Origin of the sequence: Cupriavidus sp. MP-37, assembly GCF_020618415.1 — a bacterium.
Taxonomy (GTDB): Bacteria; Pseudomonadota; Gammaproteobacteria; order Burkholderiales; family Burkholderiaceae; genus Cupriavidus.
The window spans coordinates 705,001-723,071 of the sequence record NZ_CP085344.1 but is presented as its reverse complement, the minus strand read 5'-3'; the positions used below and the strand labels follow the sequence as shown (position 1 = coordinate 723,071).

12 protein-coding genes, 2 tRNA genes and 2 rRNA genes are annotated in these 18,071 nt (G+C 64.6%); 3 read left to right on the top strand and 13 right to left on the bottom strand.

The genetic code is table 11. The features are described 5' to 3' along the window. Positions 1–8: 8 nt before the first annotated feature. The gene (locus tag LIN44_RS03425) at positions 9–1,142 is read right to left on the bottom strand and encodes an aminopeptidase (protein WP_227313511.1); all 1,134 of its coding nucleotides are present in this window, start codon (positions 1,140–1,142) and stop codon (positions 9–11) included. After that, positions 1,139–3,247 (bottom strand): molybdopterin-dependent oxidoreductase, encoded by a 2,109-nt coding sequence (locus LIN44_RS03420; protein WP_227313510.1) that lies wholly within the window; start codon positions 3,245–3,247, stop codon positions 1,139–1,141. Before LIN44_RS03420 ends, LIN44_RS03425 begins: the two co-directional genes overlap by 4 nt. A gap of 287 nt (positions 3,248–3,534) precedes the next feature. Between LIN44_RS03420 and LIN44_RS03415 the strand changes: the two genes are divergently transcribed. After that, complete coding sequence (locus tag LIN44_RS03415) at positions 3,535–4,731, top strand: ABC transporter substrate-binding protein (RefSeq protein WP_227313509.1); 1,197 nt, start codon at positions 3,535–3,537, stop codon at positions 4,729–4,731. 178 nt (positions 4,732–4,909) lie between these two features. Here the strand turns inward: LIN44_RS03415 and LIN44_RS03410 are convergent, their stop codons facing one another. The 6 genes from LIN44_RS03410 to LIN44_RS03385 form a co-directional block, all read right to left on the bottom strand. Further along, positions 4,910–5,941, bottom strand: coding sequence for an ABC transporter ATP-binding protein (locus LIN44_RS03410; RefSeq protein WP_227314331.1), 1,032 nt, complete (start codon positions 5,939–5,941; stop codon positions 4,910–4,912). A 26-nt stretch (positions 5,942–5,967) separates the two neighbouring features. After that, positions 5,968–6,966 carry an ABC transporter ATP-binding protein gene (locus LIN44_RS03405; RefSeq protein WP_227313508.1) on the bottom strand — a complete coding sequence of 333 codons (999 nt, stop codon included), beginning with the start codon at positions 6,964–6,966 and terminating at the stop codon, positions 5,968–5,970. A gap of 25 nt (positions 6,967–6,991) precedes the next feature. Next, entirely contained in the window at positions 6,992–7,924 is a 933-nt protein-coding gene (locus LIN44_RS03400; RefSeq protein WP_012353975.1) for an ABC transporter permease, read from the bottom strand. Between the two features lie 3 nt (positions 7,925–7,927). Then, positions 7,928–8,905, bottom strand: a complete 978-nt coding sequence (locus tag LIN44_RS03395; RefSeq protein ID WP_012353976.1) for an ABC transporter permease — start codon at positions 8,903–8,905, stop codon at positions 7,928–7,930. A gap of 115 nt (positions 8,906–9,020) precedes the next feature. Continuing rightward, on the bottom strand, positions 9,021–10,607 hold the full coding sequence (locus LIN44_RS03390) for an ABC transporter substrate-binding protein (RefSeq protein ID WP_227313507.1): 1,587 nt from the start codon (positions 10,605–10,607) through the stop codon (positions 9,021–9,023). A gap of 66 nt (positions 10,608–10,673) precedes the next feature. Continuing rightward, positions 10,674–10,874, bottom strand: coding sequence for a hypothetical protein (locus tag LIN44_RS03385; RefSeq protein ID WP_227313506.1), 201 nt, complete (start codon positions 10,872–10,874; stop codon positions 10,674–10,676). 56 nt (positions 10,875–10,930) lie between these two features. Between LIN44_RS03385 and LIN44_RS03380 the strand changes: the two genes are divergently transcribed. Beyond that, positions 10,931–12,124 (top strand): M20 aminoacylase family protein, encoded by a 1,194-nt coding sequence (locus LIN44_RS03380; RefSeq protein ID WP_227313505.1) that lies wholly within the window; start codon positions 10,931–10,933, stop codon positions 12,122–12,124. 79 nt (positions 12,125–12,203) lie between these two features. Beyond that, complete coding sequence (locus LIN44_RS03375; protein ID WP_227313504.1) at positions 12,204–13,229, top strand: DUF2891 domain-containing protein; 1,026 nt, start codon at positions 12,204–12,206, stop codon at positions 13,227–13,229. Between the two features lie 17 nt (positions 13,230–13,246). Here LIN44_RS03375 and LIN44_RS03370 read toward each other — a convergent pair whose 3' ends face one another. The 5 genes from LIN44_RS03370 to LIN44_RS03350 form a co-directional block, all read right to left on the bottom strand. After that, on the bottom strand, positions 13,247–14,194 hold the full coding sequence (locus LIN44_RS03370; protein ID WP_227313503.1) for a DUF3047 domain-containing protein: 948 nt from the start codon (positions 14,192–14,194) through the stop codon (positions 13,247–13,249). Between the two features lie 266 nt (positions 14,195–14,460). Next, a 5S ribosomal RNA gene (gene rrf / locus LIN44_RS03365) occupies positions 14,461–14,574 on the bottom strand. 115 nt (positions 14,575–14,689) lie between these two features. Then, positions 14,690–17,568, bottom strand: a 23S ribosomal RNA gene (locus LIN44_RS03360). 279 nt (positions 17,569–17,847) lie between these two features. Further along, a tRNA-Ala gene (locus tag LIN44_RS03355) sits at positions 17,848–17,923 on the bottom strand. Between the two features lie 10 nt (positions 17,924–17,933). Next, positions 17,934–18,010: transfer RNA gene (locus LIN44_RS03350), tRNA-Ile, on the bottom strand. Between the last annotated feature and the right edge of the window lie 61 nt (positions 18,011–18,071).

The following is an 18,071-nucleotide window of genomic DNA, read 5'->3' as shown; positions in this document are numbered from 1 at the left end:
CCCGCGGCCTAGTTGGCCGCTGCCTTGACGCCCGCGGCCAGCGTGTCGGTACGGGTGGCCGGCGGCGCCAGCCGGCGCAATGCCGCCTCGCGCTCGGCGGCAGGCAGCGTGCCGATGCGGCGCGCCTCGGCATAGAAGCGCTGCCAGTCGCCGTCGCAGCGCGCCAGCAGCGCGGTGAAGGCCGGCACCCATTGCTGGTAGGTCGCCACCGCGGCCAGGTGGGCGTTGGTGAGCGGCTGGTCGAACCAGCGGTCATAGCCGCTGTAGCCGCCCCATTCGGTACGCAGCCGCGCATAGCCGGCACGCAGGTCGGCAAAGATCTTCGCCTTGCCCTCGCGCTTGGCGGCGTCGTCGAGCGGCGTCTGGTACAGCGCCACCAGCCGGTCGCGCGTGCCCAGCAGCAGCGCGCGGAACTGCTGGCGCCGGGCATCGTACTGGCGGTAGCTGATACGCGCATCCTCCGACGCGTCCTGGTCCAGCCAGCGCTCGACGCCGGCGGCTTCCACCGCGGTGGCGAAGGACTCGTTGAAGGCGGTGTCGTTGCGCACGTACACCACCTGGTGCGCCAGTTCATGGAAGATCAGCCGCGCCAGCTCGCCCTCCGGCAGATAGACGAAGGTATTGAGCAGCGGGTCATCGAAATAGCCCAGCGTCGAATAGGCGGGGACGCCGGCCACATAGGTCTCGAGCCCGTCGCGGCGCAGGCCTTGCGCATACTGCTCGGCGTCGGACTGGGCGTAGTAGCCGCGGTAGCTGATGCAGCCGACGATGGGGAAGCACCACTTGCGCAGCTCCATCGACAGCTCCGGCGTGGCGAACACGCTCCACACCACATAGGGCCGGTGCAGGTTGGCGTAGCGGCGGTAGCTGCCGTTGTCGGGCAGCTTCAGCTCGCGCGAGGCAAAGTCGCGCATGCGGCCGGCCAGCGCCAGCCGCTGGGCCAGGCGCGCATCGTTGGCGTCGCGCGCGCTGGCGATCGCGTCGGTCAGCGGCTGCGCCTGGGCCATCACGCCGAGATGGCCGCCGATCGACTGCGCGTAGTAGCCGACCGCCTCGCATCCCGCCGTCAGCAGCACCAGGGCCGTCAGCGCCGCCGCCCCCACGAGTGCCGCCCAGCCGCGGCAGCCGCGCGGGCGCGTCATGCCGCCTCGACTGCCCCTTGCGCGCAGGCTTCGACCTGCACCAGGCAGTCGTAGAACACCGGCGCCCGGCCCAGGTCGGTCAGGCGCTGGCTGGTCAGCTCATTGGCGTTCTTGCCATCGGGCGCGAGCTTCTTCCACCAGATCGACAGCCCCACCACCAGCCCGCGCCGGGCCCGATCGGTGACGCGCGCGCGCGCCACCATGCTGCCGCGGTCATTGAAGGCGCGCACCAGCGCGCCGTGCACGATGCCGCGCTCGGCGGCGTCGGCCGGATGGAGGTCCAGGTGCGGCTCGCCCTCGGTGGCGCGCAGGCTGTCGACGTTGACGAACGAGCTGTTGAGGAAATTGCGCGCCGGCGGCGAGATCATCGCCAGCGGATAGCGCGCCGCCAGTTCCGGCGCGGTCTGCGGCGCTTCGTACTGCGGCACGTAGTCGGGCAGCGGATCGAAGCCGTCGCGCGCCATCGGCTCCGAATAGAGCTGACACTTGCCCGATGGTGTCGGAAAGCCGCCCTCGGCGAACGGCGCCGCCGGCAGCGCCAGCTTCTGCCAGCCCTGCGCTTTCAGCGCTTCCCAGCTGATTCCGGCCGCGCGCGCATCGTCCGGCAGGATGGCCTGCGCGGCGATGGCCTCGTCGCTGTCGGCAAAGCAGGGGTCGGTAAAGCCCATGCGCTGCGCCAGCCGGCGGAAGATCTCGGTGTTGGGCAGGGCCTGGCCCAGCGGCGCGATGGCGGCGTTGTTGGCCAGGAAATAGGTATGGCCGTAGGCCTTGTGCACGTCGGTGTGCTCGAGCTGCGTGGTCGCGGGCAGGATGATGTCGGCATAGTCGGCGGTGTCGGTGCGGAAGTGCTCCAGCACCACCGTGAACAGGTCCTCGCGCGCGAAGCCCGCGGCGACCTTGCCGGATTCCGGCGCCACCGCCACCGGGTTGCTGTTGTAGACCACCACCGCCTCGATGCGCGGCGCGCCGGGCGCGGCTTCGGCCAGCAAGGCATCGCCGATGGTGCTCATGTTGACCAGGCGCGGCAGTTGCTGCGGCCATCCCGGCAGCAGGTCCGGGCGCTGCAGCGCGGCTTCGTTGATAGGGAAGAAGCCCGAGGTCGACAGCTGCAGCCCACCCGCCGGATGGCGCCACGCGCCCACCAGCGACGGCAGGCACGCCACCGCGCGCACCGCCTGGCCGCCGCCGTGCACGCGCTGCATGCCGTAGTTCAGCCGGATCGCCACCGGCTGGCGCTCGCGCACCGCCAGCTGGCCGTAGAGCCCGGCCAGCCATTCGATGTCCTCGACCGGGATGCCGCAGATCTCGGCGGCGCGCGCCGGCGGATACGCCTGCGCGCGCTCGCGCAGCGCCTCGAAGCCCACGGTGTGGCGTTCGATGTAGTCGTGGTCGAGCAGGCCGTCGCGGATCAGCACGTGCATCATCGCCAGCGCCAGCGCGCCGTCGGTGCCAGGCATCGGCGCGATATGGCGGTGGCACTTCTCGGCGCTGAGCGAGCGGTACGGGTCGATCGCCACCAGCGTGGCGCCGCGCCGCTTGGCCTCCTGCGCACGGGTCCAGAAATGCAGGTTGGAGGCGATCGGGTTGCCGCCCCAGATGATCACCAGCCTGGCATCGACCACATGCTCCATGTCCATGCCGACGCTGGCGCCGTAGGTGTAGCGCAGCGCGGTGGCGCCGGCGCTGGCGCAGATGGTGCGGTCCAGCCGCGACGCGCCCAGCTTGTTGAAGAAGCGCGCCGCCATGCTTTCGCCCTGCACCAGCCCCATGGTGCCGGCATAGCTGTACGGCACGATCGCCTGCGGATCGCGCGCGGCGATCGCCTGCAGGCGGCTGGCGATGGTGTCGAGCGCCTCATCCCAGGAGATCGGCGCGAACTTGCCCTCGCCCTTCTTGCCGACGCGCTTCATCGGCGTCAGCAGGCGGTCCGGGTGGTAGGTGCGCTCGGTGTAGCGCGACACCTTGGTGCACAGCACGCCCTGCGTGCCGGGATGGTCGGGATCGCCCGCCACCTTGACGGCGCGGCCGTCCTCGACGGTGACGAGCAAGGCACAAGTATCGGGACAGTCATGCGGGCAGGCGGCGCGGACGATGCGGGAAGCCATGGGGTCTCCGGGCGGGGGATGTGTTGTTTTCGTTCGGTCGTACGGAATGGGAGATGCCGGCGCAGGCGGCGGGTGGCGGCGCCTGCGTCGCGCCAGCGGGCGGCGCTTCCCCGGGCGTGCGTGGCGGCGGCGGGGAGTATCTCGTCCCGATTGTATTCGATTATGATGTGCCGGCGCGCTCGCGGCAGAGACCGCGACGCGCACCATGCCGCACGATCCAGCAGCTCGCCGGCGCAGACCGGCCAACGCGGCGAACGGGTAACCGAACCATCATTCGCGGGGGGTTTATGTCTTTCCGATCCGGGGTCAAGGGCCGGCTTGCCGGCCTGCTGGTGGCGTGCGCCATCGGCATGGGCGGCGCGTGCTGCGCCGCTTTTGCGGCAAACGCCGCCACCACCACATCCGAGCACGGCGTCACCGCCGACACCATCCTGCTGGGCCAGTCCGCCGCGCTGACTGGCCCGACCGCCGTGCTTGGCAAGCAGATGAACTCGGGCGCGCTGCTGTATTTCGACCACATCAACCAGCAGGGCGGCATCCACGGGCGCAAGATCCGGCTCCAGGCGCTGGACGACTACTACGAGCCCGAACCGGCGGCCAAGAACACCCGCAAGCTGATCGAGGAAGACCGCGTCTTCGCCCTGTTCGGCTATGTCGGCACGCCGACCAGTCAGGCGGCGCTGCCGCTCGCGATCCAGGCCAGGGTGCCGTTCTTCGGTCCGTACACCGGCGCGCAGTCGCTGCGCGAGCCGCGCAGCCGCTACGTGTTCCATGTGCGCGCCGGCTACAACGAGGAAACCGCGGCCATCCTGCGCCAGATCCAGACCACCGGGCTCAAGCGCGTGGCCGTGGTCTACAACGAGGACGCCTACGGCAAGGCCGGCCTGGACGGGCTCGAGCGCGCGCTCAAGGCCGCGCCCGACAGCGGCGTGCAGATCGTCGCGCGCGAACCGGTGGTGCGCAACACCACGGAAATCGGCGACGCCATGCAGGGCTCGATGAAAGCCAAGCCCGACGCCGTGGTCATGATCAGCGCCTACCGCACCGCCGGCGCCTTCGTCAAGGAAGCGCTGCGCCGCGGCTACAACGGCCAATTCTACAACGTGTCCTTCGTCGGCACGCAGGCGCTGGCCAACGTGGTCGGCGCGCAGGGCAGCGGCGTGATCATCTCGCAGGTGATGCCGCACCCCGGCAACGCCACGCTGCCGATCGTGCGCGAATACCTGCGCCTGCTGCAGGCCGCGGGCAAGCCCAGCGAATTCGACTACGCCAGCATCGAGGGCTTTATCGCCGCCAAGACCTTCACCGAAGGCCTGCGCCGCGCCGGCAAGGATTTGACGCGCGAGAAGCTGGTGACCGCGCTGGAATCGATGCGCAACTACGACCTGGGCGGGTTTATCGTCAACTTCACGCCGGAGAACCACGTCGGCTCGAAGTTCGTGGAGATGACGATCATCAATTCGAAGGGGCAGGTGATTCGTTGACGCGAGCCCCGTGAACGCTGGTTTTCTCCCCTCTCCCATTTATGGGAGAGGGGCGGGGGTGAGGGCGGGCGTTTCAACGAAGCGATGCACGACAACGCTCATCACGCGCCTGCCCTCACCCCCTGCCCCTCTCCCGCAAGCGGGAGATGGGAGAAAACCAGTGCGATCGTCGTAGCCTCTACTTCATGTCATTCAAATGACACGCCGAGAACCGCATCGGCGCGATCTCCTTGAGCAGCGGCTGCTCTTCCCGGCAACGCGGCATCGCGTGCGGGCAGCGCGGATGGAAATGGCAGCCGCTCGGCGGGTGCAGCGGCGATGGGATCTCGCCGCGGATCGCGACATAGGTCTTGCGCGCCACCTCCAGCTTGGGCGCCTCCGCCAGCAGCGCTTGCGTATAGGGGTGGTTGGGTGCGGCGAACACGTCTTCGGTCGGCGCGGATTCGACCACCCGTCCCAGGTACATGATCACCACGCGGTCGCTGATGTGCTTGACCACGCCCAGGTCATGGCTGATGAACAGGTAGGTCAGGTTCAGCTCTTCGCGCAGGCGCATGAACAGGTTCAGCACCTGAGCCTGGATCGACACGTCCAGTGCCGCCACCGATTCGTCGCAGACCAGGAACTCGGGCTTCACCGCCAGCGCGCGCGCAATGCCGATGCGCGCCCGCTGCCCGCCGGAGAACTGGTGCGGAAAGCGGCGCAGCACGGTCGGGTCCATGCCGACGCGCACCAGCATGTCTTCGACATAGCCCTTCTGCGCGCCGCGCTCCACCAGGCCATGCACCACCGGTGCCTCGCCGACGATATCGAGCACGCGCAGCCGCGGGTTCAGCGAGGCATACGGGTCCTGGAAGATCATCTGGATCGCCAGCTGCTTTTCGCGGCGCTTGTCGGGCGGCAGGTGGTCCAGGTTGATGCCGCGCCACAGGCGCTCGCCCTCGGTCAGCGAGTGCAGGCCCACGGCCATGCGCCCGAGCGTGGACTTGCCACAGCCGGATTCGCCCACCAGCCCCACCACCTCGCCGGCGCGAATGCTCAGGTCGACGCGGTCGACCGCGTGCACCACCTCTTCGCGCGCATGCGCGCCGAACAGGTTGGCGATGCGCGCCGCGGCATCGAGCGACTTGACGAAGCGCTTGGACACGCCGCGCAGTTCGAGAATCGGCGCAGCGGGCGTGGCGCCTTCTTGCCCGGCGGGTTCGGTCATCGGGCGGGATTGCAGTGCGGTGGCGTTCATGCCGCCTCCTGGTTGGCCAGTACCGGATGGAAGCAGCGCAGCCGGCGCCCGTCTGCAGCGGTTTCCAGCGGGGGGTCGGTCTTGCATGCAGCCGTCGCATACGGACAGCGCTCGCGGAACGAACAGCCGCCCGGCAGGTTCAGCAGCGACGGCGTCATGCCCGGGATCTGCCGCAGCGGCGCGCCGCGCGGATTGCGCGACGGCGCCGAGCTGATCAGGCCGTGCGTGTAGGGATGCTCGGGGTGCTCCAGCACCTGGCGCACGTCGCCGGCCTCGACGATCTTGCCGGCGTACATCACGCAGACGGTATCGGCCAGCCCCGCTACCACCGACAGATCGTGCGTAATCCAGATCAGCGCCGTGCCGGACTCGCGGCACAGGGTCTGCATCTCGTACAGGATCTGGCCCTGGATGGTGACGTCGAGCGCGGTGGTCGGTTCGTCGGCAATGATCAGGTCCGGCTTGTTCAGCAGCGCCGTGGCAATCGCCACGCGCTGGCGCATGCCGCCCGAGAACTGGTGCGGATAGGCCTGCAGGCGCTCGTCCGGCGACGGAATGCCGACCCGCGCCAGCACATTGCGGGCGCGCTCGCGCGCCACCGCCTTGCTCACGTTCTCATGCGCCAGCACTGCCTCGATCATCTGCGTATCGATGCGCAGCACCGGATTCAGCGTCATCATCGGATCCTGGAAGATCATGGCGATGCGGTTGCCGCGCACGTCGCGCTGCTGCGCCGGCGTGAGCGCGCGCAGGTCGCGCGTGACGCCGTCGCGGCTGGTCAGCGCGATGCGGCCGTCGACGATCTTCCCGGGCGGATCGATCAGTCCCATGATCGAATAGCCGGTCATGGACTTGCCCGAGCCCGACTCTCCCACCAGCCCCATGATCTCGCCGCGGCCAACGGTAAAGGACACGTCGTCGACGGCCCGGGCGATGCCGCCGCGCGTATAGAAATGCGTTTTCAGGTGTTCGACCACCAGTGTCGGTTGTGCCATCGGGTGTGCCATCTCGTGCTCCCGGTTATTGCGTCTGCAGGCGCGGGTTCAGCACATCGCGCAGCTGGTCGGCGACCAGGTTCATCGCGACGATGGTGACCACCAGCGCGATGCCCGGGAAGAAGCTGATCCAGTACTTGCCCGACAGCATGTACTGCTGGCCGTTCGAGATCAGCGAACCGAGCGACGGCTCGGTGATCGGCACGCCCAGCCCGAGGAAGGACAGCGTCGCCTCCAGCGTGATCGCCGAGGCCACCTGCAGCGCCGCGATCACGATCAGCGGCGGCAGGCAGTTGGGCAGCAGGTGCCGGAACATGATGCGCGCGGGCGGCAGCCCCAGGCAGGTGGCGGCCTCGATGTATTCCTTGCGCCGTTCGACCAGCGCCGCGCTGCGCGTGGTGCGCGCGTAGTAGGCCCACTGCACCGCCACCAGCGCGATCACGATATTGCCCAGCCCCGGGCGCAGGAACGCCAGCAGGATCAGCGCCAGCAGGATCGGCGGGAACGACAGCTGCAGGTCCGCCACGCGCATGATGAAGGCTTCGGTGCGACCACCCAGGAAGCCGGCGAGCAGGCCGAGGGTGGCGCCCAGCAGCAGCGCGATGAGCGTGCTGACCACGCCCACGCCGATGCTGATGCGCAGCCCGTACATCACCGCCGACAGGATATCGCGGCCCTGCTCGTCCGAGCCCAACAGGAAGGTCATGCCGCTGCCGGCCTGCTCGCCGGGCGCCAGGCGCGCGTCGAGCACGTCCAGCGTGGCCAGGTCGTACGGGTTCTGCGGCGCCAGCCACGGCGCAAAGATGGCGATCAGGATGATCGTCACCAGCGTCGCCAGCCCGGCCACGGCGATCTTGCTGGCGAAGAATTCGGCGGCGAAGCGCCGCCACGGGGATTGCTCGCGCGCCGCGGCGGGCGGCGGCGTCTTGTCTTCGGGTTCGACAGTTACGGCAGTCATGGCTCAGCCCTTGTTGTCGGCAATGCGCACGCGCGGATCGAGCATGCTGTAGATGATGTCCACCACCAGGTTGATCAGGATAAACAGCGTCACGATCACCATCAGGTAGGCGACGATCACCGGCCGGTCCAGCAGCTGGATCGAGTCGATGATGAGCTTGCCCATGCCGGGCCAGGCGAAGATGGTCTCGGTCACGATCGCAAAGGCGATGATCGAGCCGAACTGCAGCGCGATCACCGTGACGATGGGGATCAGGATGTTCTTCAGCACATGCACGCCGACGATGCGGGTGTTCGACAGCCCCTTGGCGCGCGCGAACTTGACGTAGTCCTGCAGCATCGCCTCCTGCGTGCCGGCGCGCGTGAGCCGGATCACCATGGCGATGTTCAGCAGCGACAGCGTCACCGCCGGCAGGATCAGGTGGCGGATCCCGTCAGCGGTCAGGAAGCTGAGCGGGATGCCCAGCACGCGCACGGTCTCGCCACGGCCGTTGGACGGCAGCCAGCCCAGCTGCACCGCGAACACCATGATCAGCATCAGCCCGACCCAGAAGGTGGGCAGCGAGAAGCCCAGGATCGACACCGTCATGATCGACTTGCCGGCAATGCCCTTGGGCCGCAGCCCGGCCCACAGGCCCAGCGGGATGCCCAGCACGATGGCCAGCAGGATCGCGCAGACCGCCAGCTCCATGGTCGCCGGCATGCGCTCGAAGATCAGCTTGAGCGCCGGCGTGCCGTGCGCGAACGAGGTGCCGAGGTTGCCTTGCAGCGCGTTCTGCAGGAACACCCAGTACTGCTCCCACAGCGGCTTGTCCAGGCCCAGCGCCGCGATGGTGCGCTTGATGTCCTCCTGGTCGGCCTGCGGGTTGATCAGGATGTCGACGGGATTGCCGATGGCAAACACGCCGAGGAAAACCAGCAGCGACATGACGAAGAGCACGACCACGCTCTGCATCAGGCGCCGGATGATAAAGACCAGCATATTCAGACCACTATCCTTTCGCGCGGGAATGCGCACGCCGCCCGGGAGCGCCATGCGCTTCCAGGCGGCGCGGCAGCCCTGCGCGGCACCGCGAACTCAGCAGCAGGCAGCCTGCTTACTGGGGCTTGAAGTTATGCGCGTAGGTGCGCTCGTCGGTGCGCGGCACGTAGACGATGCCCTTCTGCGTGGCCCAAGTGGTCACCTGCTGGTGGATCGGGATGATACCGCCATCGTTGATCGCGATCGCGGTGGCTTCCTGCAGCAGCTTGGAGCGCTCGGTGTCGTCCACCGTCGACAGCGCCTTTTCCAGCACCACGTCCATCTTCGGGTTGCAGTACTCGCCCCAGTTGGTGGTGCCGAAGCCCTTCTTGCTGTCTTCGCACGCCAGCAGCGCGCGCAGCGGCGAGCTGACCTCGCCGGTCTGCGCGCCCCAGCCGAGCAGGCCGAACGACCACTCGTGCTTGATGCCCTTGGACGAGTACGTGGCCATCGGCATGCCCTCTACCTTGGTGGCAATGCCGATGCGGGTCAGGTTCTGCGCGATGGTCTGCGCGATCTTCTCGTCGTTGACGTAGCGGTTGTTGGGCGTGTGCAGCGTCACGCCGAAACCATTGGGGAAGCCCGCCTCGGCCAGCAGCTTCTTGGCGCCCTCGGGGTCGTACTTGACCGTCTTCAGGTTGGGGTTGTAGCCGAACAGGGTGGGCGGCACCAGGTTGTTGGTCGGCTCGGACAGGCCTTCCATCAGCCGGTCCTTGATGCCCTGCCGGTTGATCGCCATGCTGATGGCATTGCGCACGCGCGTGTCCTTGAGCGGGTTCTTGTCCAGCGGCGCGCCTTCCTTGGTGGTGACGTACGGCGACTTGTCGCGCTTGGCATCGAAATACAGGTAGATCACGCGGTGCGAGATCTTGGAGAAGAACGCCAGCTTGGGATCCTTGCGCACCTTGGGCAGGTCGGGCGTGGGCACGTTCTCGATGGCCTGCACATCACCCGACAGCAGCGCCGCCAGGCGCGTCGCCGGGTTGGGGATGAAGCGCAGCGTCACCTTGTCCCAGGCCGGCTTGTTGCCCCAGTAATCGTTGTTGCGCACCAGCTCGACCCGGTCGTCGCGCGCATAGCTGACAAACTTGAACGGGCCGGTGCCGATCATGCCCTTGCCCTGCGCGAAGTCATCCGAGCTCAGGCCGTGCGTCGCCTTCTTCTGCACGATGAAGATCGAGGTCAGGTCATTCAGCATCAGCGGATACGGCTGGCTGGTGGTGAGCTGGATGGTGTGCTTGTCGATGATCTTCTTGTTGACGATCGCCTTGGTGTAGACGTCGAACTTGCCCGGGCTGTTCTGGATGGTGGCGGGGCGGTCGAGCGACCAGATCACGTCCTCGGCGGTCAGCTCGGAGCCGTCGTGGAACTTCACGCCCTTGCGGATCTTGAATTCCCAGGTGAGGTTGTTGACCAGCTTCCACGACTCGGCCAGGCCCGGGATGATGCGGCTGTCCGGGTCCATCTTGGTCAGCGAGTCGAAGATATGCTCGGAAACGTTGATGTTGGAGAACAGGTTGTAGAAGTGCGGATCCATCGAGGTCGGCGGCGAACTCATGGCCAGTTTGAGGTCCGCGGCCTGGGCGGTGCCGGCCAGCGCAAGGCCAAGGGCCCCCGCCACCGCGACCGCGCCAATTGCCTTCTTGAAAGTGCGAAGGGACATCGCGCAATTCTCCCTGTAGGAAGTGAAGCAGACGTTTTAGGATCGGCAATGCGCGCGCGCAGCGGGTCACGAGCGGCGCTGCTTTTTGGTGCGATGGGGCATCACAAAGCGACGGTATTGCCGGCCGGGCACTTCAAGCATGAACTGTTCCAGCAGTGCACATGCCACGGCAATGCGGGGAAACCCACCCGCGCCGGCATATTGCACTGCGCCAAGGCGGCCATTGCGCAGCAAATCGCCGCGTTTTGGCGCTTTCGCGACAGGCATCGTATGATCCGGGTATCCCATTGCTAACGCCTTCGACCCCGAGGCCGCCCGGCATCATGAAACTCATCCCCGAAATCCTGCAGGCACAAGCCGAAATCCGCGCGATCCGGCGCGACATCCACGCCCACCCTGAACTCTGCTTCGAAGAGCAGCGCACCGCCGACGTGGTCGCGCGCAACCTGGAATCGTGGGGCATCGAAGTCCACCGCGGGCTCGGCACCACCGGCCTGGTCGGCGTGATCCGCAACGGCAGCAGCCCGCGCACCATCGGCTTGCGCGCCGACATGGACGCGCTGCCGCTGCAGGAAGCCAACACCTTCGAGCACCGCTCGCAGCACACCGGCAAGATGCACGCGTGCGGCCATGACGGCCACACCGCCATGCTGCTCGGCGCGGCGCGCTACCTGGCGCAGCACAAGCCCTTCGACGGCACCGTGCACCTGATTTTCCAGCCGGCCGAGGAAGGCGGCGGCGGCGCGCGCGAGATGATCAAGGACGGCCTGTTCGAGCGCTTTCCGTGCGACGCGGTGTTCGGCGTGCATAACTGGCCGGGCATGCCGGTCGGTGCCTTCGGCACGCGCGCCGGACCTCTGATGGCGTCGAGCAATGAGTTCCGCATCGTCGTGCGCGGCAAGGGCGCGCATGCGGCCATGCCCAACAACGGCAACGACCCGGTGTTTACCGCGGCGCAGATCGTGTCGGCACTGCAGGGCATCATCACGCGCAACAAGCGCCCGATCGATACCGCGGTGATTTCTGTCACCCAGTTCCACGCCGGCGATGCCACCAACATCGTGCCGGACCAGGCCTGGATCGGCGGCACGGTGCGCACGTTCACGGTGCCGGTGCTGGACCTGATCGAGCGACGCATGGAAGAGGTGGCGCGCGCGGTGGCGGCGGCATTCGACTGCACCATCGAATACGAATTCCACCGCAACTATCCGCCCACCATCAACAGCGAAGCCGAGACCGGCTTTGCCGCCACGGTCGCCGCCGAACTGGTCGGCGCGGACAACGTCGACAGCAATGTCGAGCCCACCATGGGCGCCGAGGATTTCTCGTTCATGCTGCAGCACAAGCCAGGCTGCTATCTGTTCCTCGGCAATGGCGACGGTGGCCATCGCGACGCCGGCCACGGCATCGGGCCTTGCATGCTGCACAACCCGAGCTACGATTTCAACGACGAACTGCTGCCGGTCGGCTCGACCTTCTTCGTGCGACTGGTGGAGAAGTGGCTGGCGCCTGCCTGATGGCATGTAACGAATGACCAGAGCGTGCCCGAGCACGCCTGCCTGAGCAAGGCACGATTACTACAGGGGAGCTTCAGCGATGGGGCGTTTGGCGCTGGATCGCGAGACCGCGCGCAGCTTTGCGCGCGTGGCGCTGGAGAATGTCCAGCGCCGTTATCCGTACAAGCTTGACCACATGATGGCGGGCGCCGGCGACCTGGCCGGGCCGGCCGCCTGGCATCCGGTGTTTTGCGGCAGCTACGACTGGCACTCCAGCGTCCATATGCACTGGCTGCTGGTGCGGCTGCTGGCACTGTATCCGGACCTCGAGGAAGCGCCGCGCATCCGCGCCCTGCTGGACGCCCAATTGCGGGCCGACGCCATGGCCGCCGAACTGGCCTACTTCCAACGGGCCGATTCACGGACCTTCGAGCGCCCCTACGGCTGGGGCTGGATGCTGAAGCTGCAGGCCGAGTTGCTGGCGCTGGCGCGACAGGATCCGCACGCCACCGTCTGGACCGAGGCGTGCGCACCGCTGGCCTCGCACTTGTCGCAGCAACTGGCGGAGTTCCTCGATGCGGCGGCATTCCCGGTGCGCACCGGGACCCATTACAACAGCGCATTCGCACTGGTCATGGCGCTGGCCTATGCGCGCACGCATCAGGACCTGGCGCTGCGGCGCGCCGTGGTGCGCCGCGCCCACCGCTGGTTCGGCCACGACCAGAAGTATCCGGCGCGCTACGAGCCCGGCGGCGACGAGTTCCTGTCCGGCGGGCTGACCGAAGCCGTGCTGATGCACGCCGTGATGGACGGCTGCGCGTTTTCGGAATGGTGGGAATTGTTCGTGCCGGGGCAAGCCGAGCTGGCCAACTGGCTGACACCGGTGACGGTGACCAACCGCAACGACCCCAAGGCCGCGCATCTGGACGGACTGAACCTGTCGCGCGCCTGGTGCTGGCGCATGCTGGAACCGGCGCTGCCCGATCCGCTGCGGCCGCTGGCGATCCGCGCGTGGTCGGACCATATCGAGGCATCGCTGCCGCAGGCGGTGGAAGGCGAGTATGTGTCCACGCACTGGCTGGCGTCGTTCGCGGTGCTCGCGCTGGCCGAGCCGATCGGCGGCTGAAACGCCGCCGCTGCGCTTCAATCCAGCGCGATGTCGCCGTACCAGGCTTCGGCCTTGCTCTTGGTATTGTCGGTATCCGTCATGATGCCGACCGCGATCACCCGGCCGGGATCGACGCCAAACGCCTTGCGGTAGTCGGCGCGCAGATCGCGTTCGTGGCAACGCCACTCATTGGCATGCTTCGTGCCGCTATCCACCACGATCATGCGCACCCGATCGGTGTGCGGGTTCTTTACCACCGCGCCTTCCGCACGCTGTCCGCCCCAGATGTACATCAGCGTGGCGTACGGCATCTCGCGTCCGGTGGTCAGGCGCGCCATCTCGTACATCAACTGGTCCTTGAGCGGCAGCGCGCCCTTGTCGCCATCGAAGGCCACGAACAGCCGCAGCGGCGAGTCCTCGCGCGGGCCGTGACTGTTGTCGGCATCACGGATGATGCCGCTGGTCTTCCAGGTCCAGCGCAGCATGCCGGCATCGCGCTCGCGCAACGGCACATAGAGGCCGGAGGCCGAACTGTCGGCCTTGGCATGCACCACGACGCGCTGGTCCACCTCGGCCATCGAGTAAGTGGTGGGGATCTTATTGCGATTGATGGTCCACGGCTGCCAGCCGACGGGGAGCCGGTCGCCGCGCGGTGAAATCGAAAACAACGGCAATGTGGCAAGGGTGGCCGGCGAGGCGTCGGCGGGTTCGCCATCGTCGCCGGCTTCGGCATCCGCGACGGAGATGTTGGCAGCGGCCAGGGCGTCGGGCCCGGTCACCGCGGTATCGGCCTGCGCCGCCGCGTGGGCAGCCATGCGCTCGGTGAAGGCCTGGCAATCGATGGCGGAGCTGGAAGTCACAGGGCCGGCGGGGGCCGGATGCGCTTGCGACGCGGAAGGATCAGGAGGAGTGGAAGCGCACCCTGCCAGCAACAGCGCGCCGGCGGCGCCAGTCAAAACCAGCCGAAACATCTTGGCCGTCATGTAACCCCTCGAAACCCGAAATCGCGGACCCGCTCTGTCGGCATCGGCCCGCTCTATTGCTCACTGCTTGCTGCAAACACGTGTTGCAACCGCCTTCGTGCCACCCGTTGGCACTTGAGGGTCGAACATAGCAGAACGCGGCCGGGGCCGGAATGCGCCGCGACCCGCAATGCAGCATGAAAACAACGGGGGCCTGCACAGCGTTAGCGTCGCGCCAAAGACAAAACCCCTCGCAGCGAACGCTGCGAGGGGTTTTGGGGATAAGAGCCTGGCGATGACCTACTTTCACACGGGTAATCCGCACTATCATCGGCGCGGAGTCGTTTCACGGACCTGTTCGGGATGGGAAGGGGTGGTTCCAACTCGCTATGGTCACCAGGCATGAGGGGTTGTGGCGCTGTCGGGTGGGACAGCGTCACGAATCGGGATGTAGTGTTGGTTGTGTGTGTATCGAGGCACAAGGCGATCGCTCACCAGGTGAAACACACTGGTTATAGGATCAAGCCTTACGGGCAATTAGTACTGGTTAGCTTAACGCATTACTGCGCTTCCACACCCAGCCTATCAACGTCCTGGTCTCGAACGACCCTTCAAGGAGGTCAAGCCTCCAGGGAATCCTCATCTTCAGGCGAGTTTCCCGCTTAGATGCTTTCAGCGGTTATCTCTTCCGTACATAGCTACCCTGCGATGCCTCTGGCGAGACAACAGGTACACCAGCGGTACGTCCACTCCGGTCCTCTCGTACTAGGAGCAGCCCCCGTCAAGATTCCAACGCCCACGGCAGATAGGGACCAAACTGTCTCACGACGTTTTAAACCCAGCTCACGTACCTCTTTAAATGGCGAACAGCCATACCCTTGGGACCGGCTACAGCCCCAGGATGAGATGAGCCGACATCGAGGTGCCAAACACCGCCGTCGATATGAACTCTTGGGCGGTATCAGCCTGTTATCCCCAGAGTACCTTTTATCCGTTGAGCGATGGCCCTTCCATTCAGAACCACCGGATCACTATGTCCTGCTTTCGCACCTGCTCGACTTGTCGGTCTCGCAGTTAAGCACGCTTTTGCCATTGCACTTTAGGTACGATGTCCGACCGTACCAAGCGTACCTTCGAACTCCTCCGTTACACTTTGGGAGGAGACCGCCCCAGTCAAACTGCCTACCATGCACTGTCCCCGACCCGGATTCACGGGCCAAGGTTAGAACCTCAAACAAACCAGGGTGGTATTTCAAGGACGGCTCCACGTAGACTAGCGTCCACGCTTCAAAGCCTCCCACCTATCCTACACAGATCGGTTCAAAGTCCAATGCAAAGCTACAGTAAAGGTTCATGGGGTCTTTCCGTCTAGCCGCGGGGAGATTGCATCATCACAAACACTTCAACTTCGCTGAGTCTCGGGAGGAGACAGTGTGGCCATCGTTACGCCATTCGTGCAGGTCGGAACTTACCCGACAAGGAATTTCGCTACCTTAGGACCGTTATAGTTACGGCCGCCGTTTACCGGGACTTCAATCAAGAGCTTGCACCCCATCATTTAATCTTCCGGCACCGGGCAGGCGTCACACCCTATACGTCCACTTTCGTGTTTGCAGAGTGCTGTGTTTTTATTAAACAGTCGCAGCCACCATTTTATTGCAACCCCTTCACCCTTCTGGCGCAGGCCAGTCAAGCTACCAGGGCGTACCTTATCCCGAAGTTACGGTACCAATTTGCCGAGTTCCTTCTCCCGAGTTCTCTCAAGCGCCTTAGAATACTCATCTCGCCCACCTGTGTCGGTTTGCGGTACGGTCTCGTATGACTGAAGCTTAGAGGCTTTTCTTGGAACCACTTCCAATTGCTTCGCAGCACTAGGCCGCTCGCCCCATAGCCTTGAATTACGCGCCCGGATTTGCCTAAGCGCCTTCTCCACTACAGGGACCGGGACTTCCAACACCCGGACAACCTTCCGCGATCCGTCCCCCCATCGCATCATACGACGGTGCAGGAATATTAACCTGCTTCCCATCAGCTACGCATCTCTGCCTCGCCTTAGGGGCCGACTCACCCTACGCCGATGAACGTTGCGTAGGAAACCTTGGGCTTACGGCGAGGGGGCCTTTCACCCCCTTTATCGCTACTCATGTCAGCATTCGCACTTCTGATACCTCCAGCATCCTTTACAAGACACCTTCACAGGCTTACAGAACGCTCTCCTACCACGCACTTGCGTGCGTCCGCAGCTTCGGTGACTGGCTTAGCCCCGTTACATCTTCCGCGCAGGACGACTCGATCAGTGAGCTATTACGCTTTCTTTAAAGGGTGGCTGCTTCTAAGCCAACCTCCTGACTGTTTTAGCCTTCCCACTTCGTTTCCCACTTAGCCAATCTTGGGGACCTTAGCTGGCGGTCTGGGTTGTTTCCCTCTTGACACCGGACGTTAGCACCCGATGTCTGTCTCCCGTGATTGCACTCTTCGGTATTCGGAGTTTGCTATGGCGGGGTAATCAGCAATAGACCCCCCAACCATGACAGTGCTCTACCCCCGAAGGTGAGACACGAGGCACTACCTAAATAGTTTTCGGAGAGAACCAGCTATTTCCAGATTTGTTTAGCCTTTCACCCCTATCCACAGCTCATCCCCTAACTTTTCAACGTTAGTGGGTTCGGTCCTCCAGTACGTGTTACCGCACCTTCAACCTGGCCATGGATAGATCATCTGGTTTCGGGTCTACACCCAGCGACTCAACGCCCTGTTCGGACTCGCTTTCGCTACGCCTTCCCTAATCGGTTAAGCTTGCCACTGAATGTAAGTCGCTGACCCATTATACAAAAGGTACGCCGTCACCCCCGAAAGGGCTCCGACTGTTTGTATGCATGCGGTTTCAGGATCTATTTCACTCCCCTCCCGGGGTTCTTTTCGCCTTTCCCTCACGGTACTGGTTCACTATCGGTCGATCACGAGTATTTAGCCTTGGAGGATGGTCCCCCCATCTTCAGACAGGATTTCACGTGTCCCGCCCTACTTGTCGCACACCTAGTTCCACAAGTCTGTTTTCGCATACAGGGCTATCACCTGCTATGGCCGGGCTTTCCATCCCGTTTTGCTAACAGTCCTGCTAAAGAGTGCAAGGCTCTTCCCATTTCGTTCGCCACTACTTTGGGAATCTCGGTTGATTTCTGTTCCTGCAGCTACTTAGATGTTTCAGTTCGCCGCGTTCGCTTCCCTTGCCTATGTATTCAGCAAGGGATGACCCATACGGGCCGGGTTTCCCCATTCGGACATCTCCGGATCAAAGCTCGTTTGCCAGCTCCCCGAAGCTTTTCGCAGGCTACCGCGTCCTTCATCGCCTGTGATCGCCAAGGCATCCACCACATGCACTTGTTCGCTTGACCCTATAACAAGTGTGTCTCAAGGACACCCTCACTACAGGTTGAGTTCTCGCATTTGTGCCGTATTCCAAGTCATCTTTCGATCACTTTAAAATACATTTGGTTGATACAATCACAACCCGGTATCGCGTTATACAACTGTGCTTCTCATCAAAGCACCGCGACACCTTTACTACATCCCATATTGTTAAAGAACAGCCGATCGTTAGATCGCTTGGCAATGCCAAAGGAAAGCACTCAGCAAGCGCTTTCCTTTGACAACCAATCCAAGGTACCAGGTGATGGTGGAGGATGACGGGATCGAACCGACGACCCCCTGCTTGCAAAGCAGGTGCTCTCCCAGCTGAGCTAATCCCCCTCGGATAACTTGGTGGGTCTGGTAGGACTTGAACCTACGACCCCCGCCTTATCAAGACGGTGCTCTAACCACCTGAGCTACAGACCCTTGGCTGTAACAGCAAACAAACCGATAAGTGTGAACGCTAGGCTTGAGACACAAGCCTCTG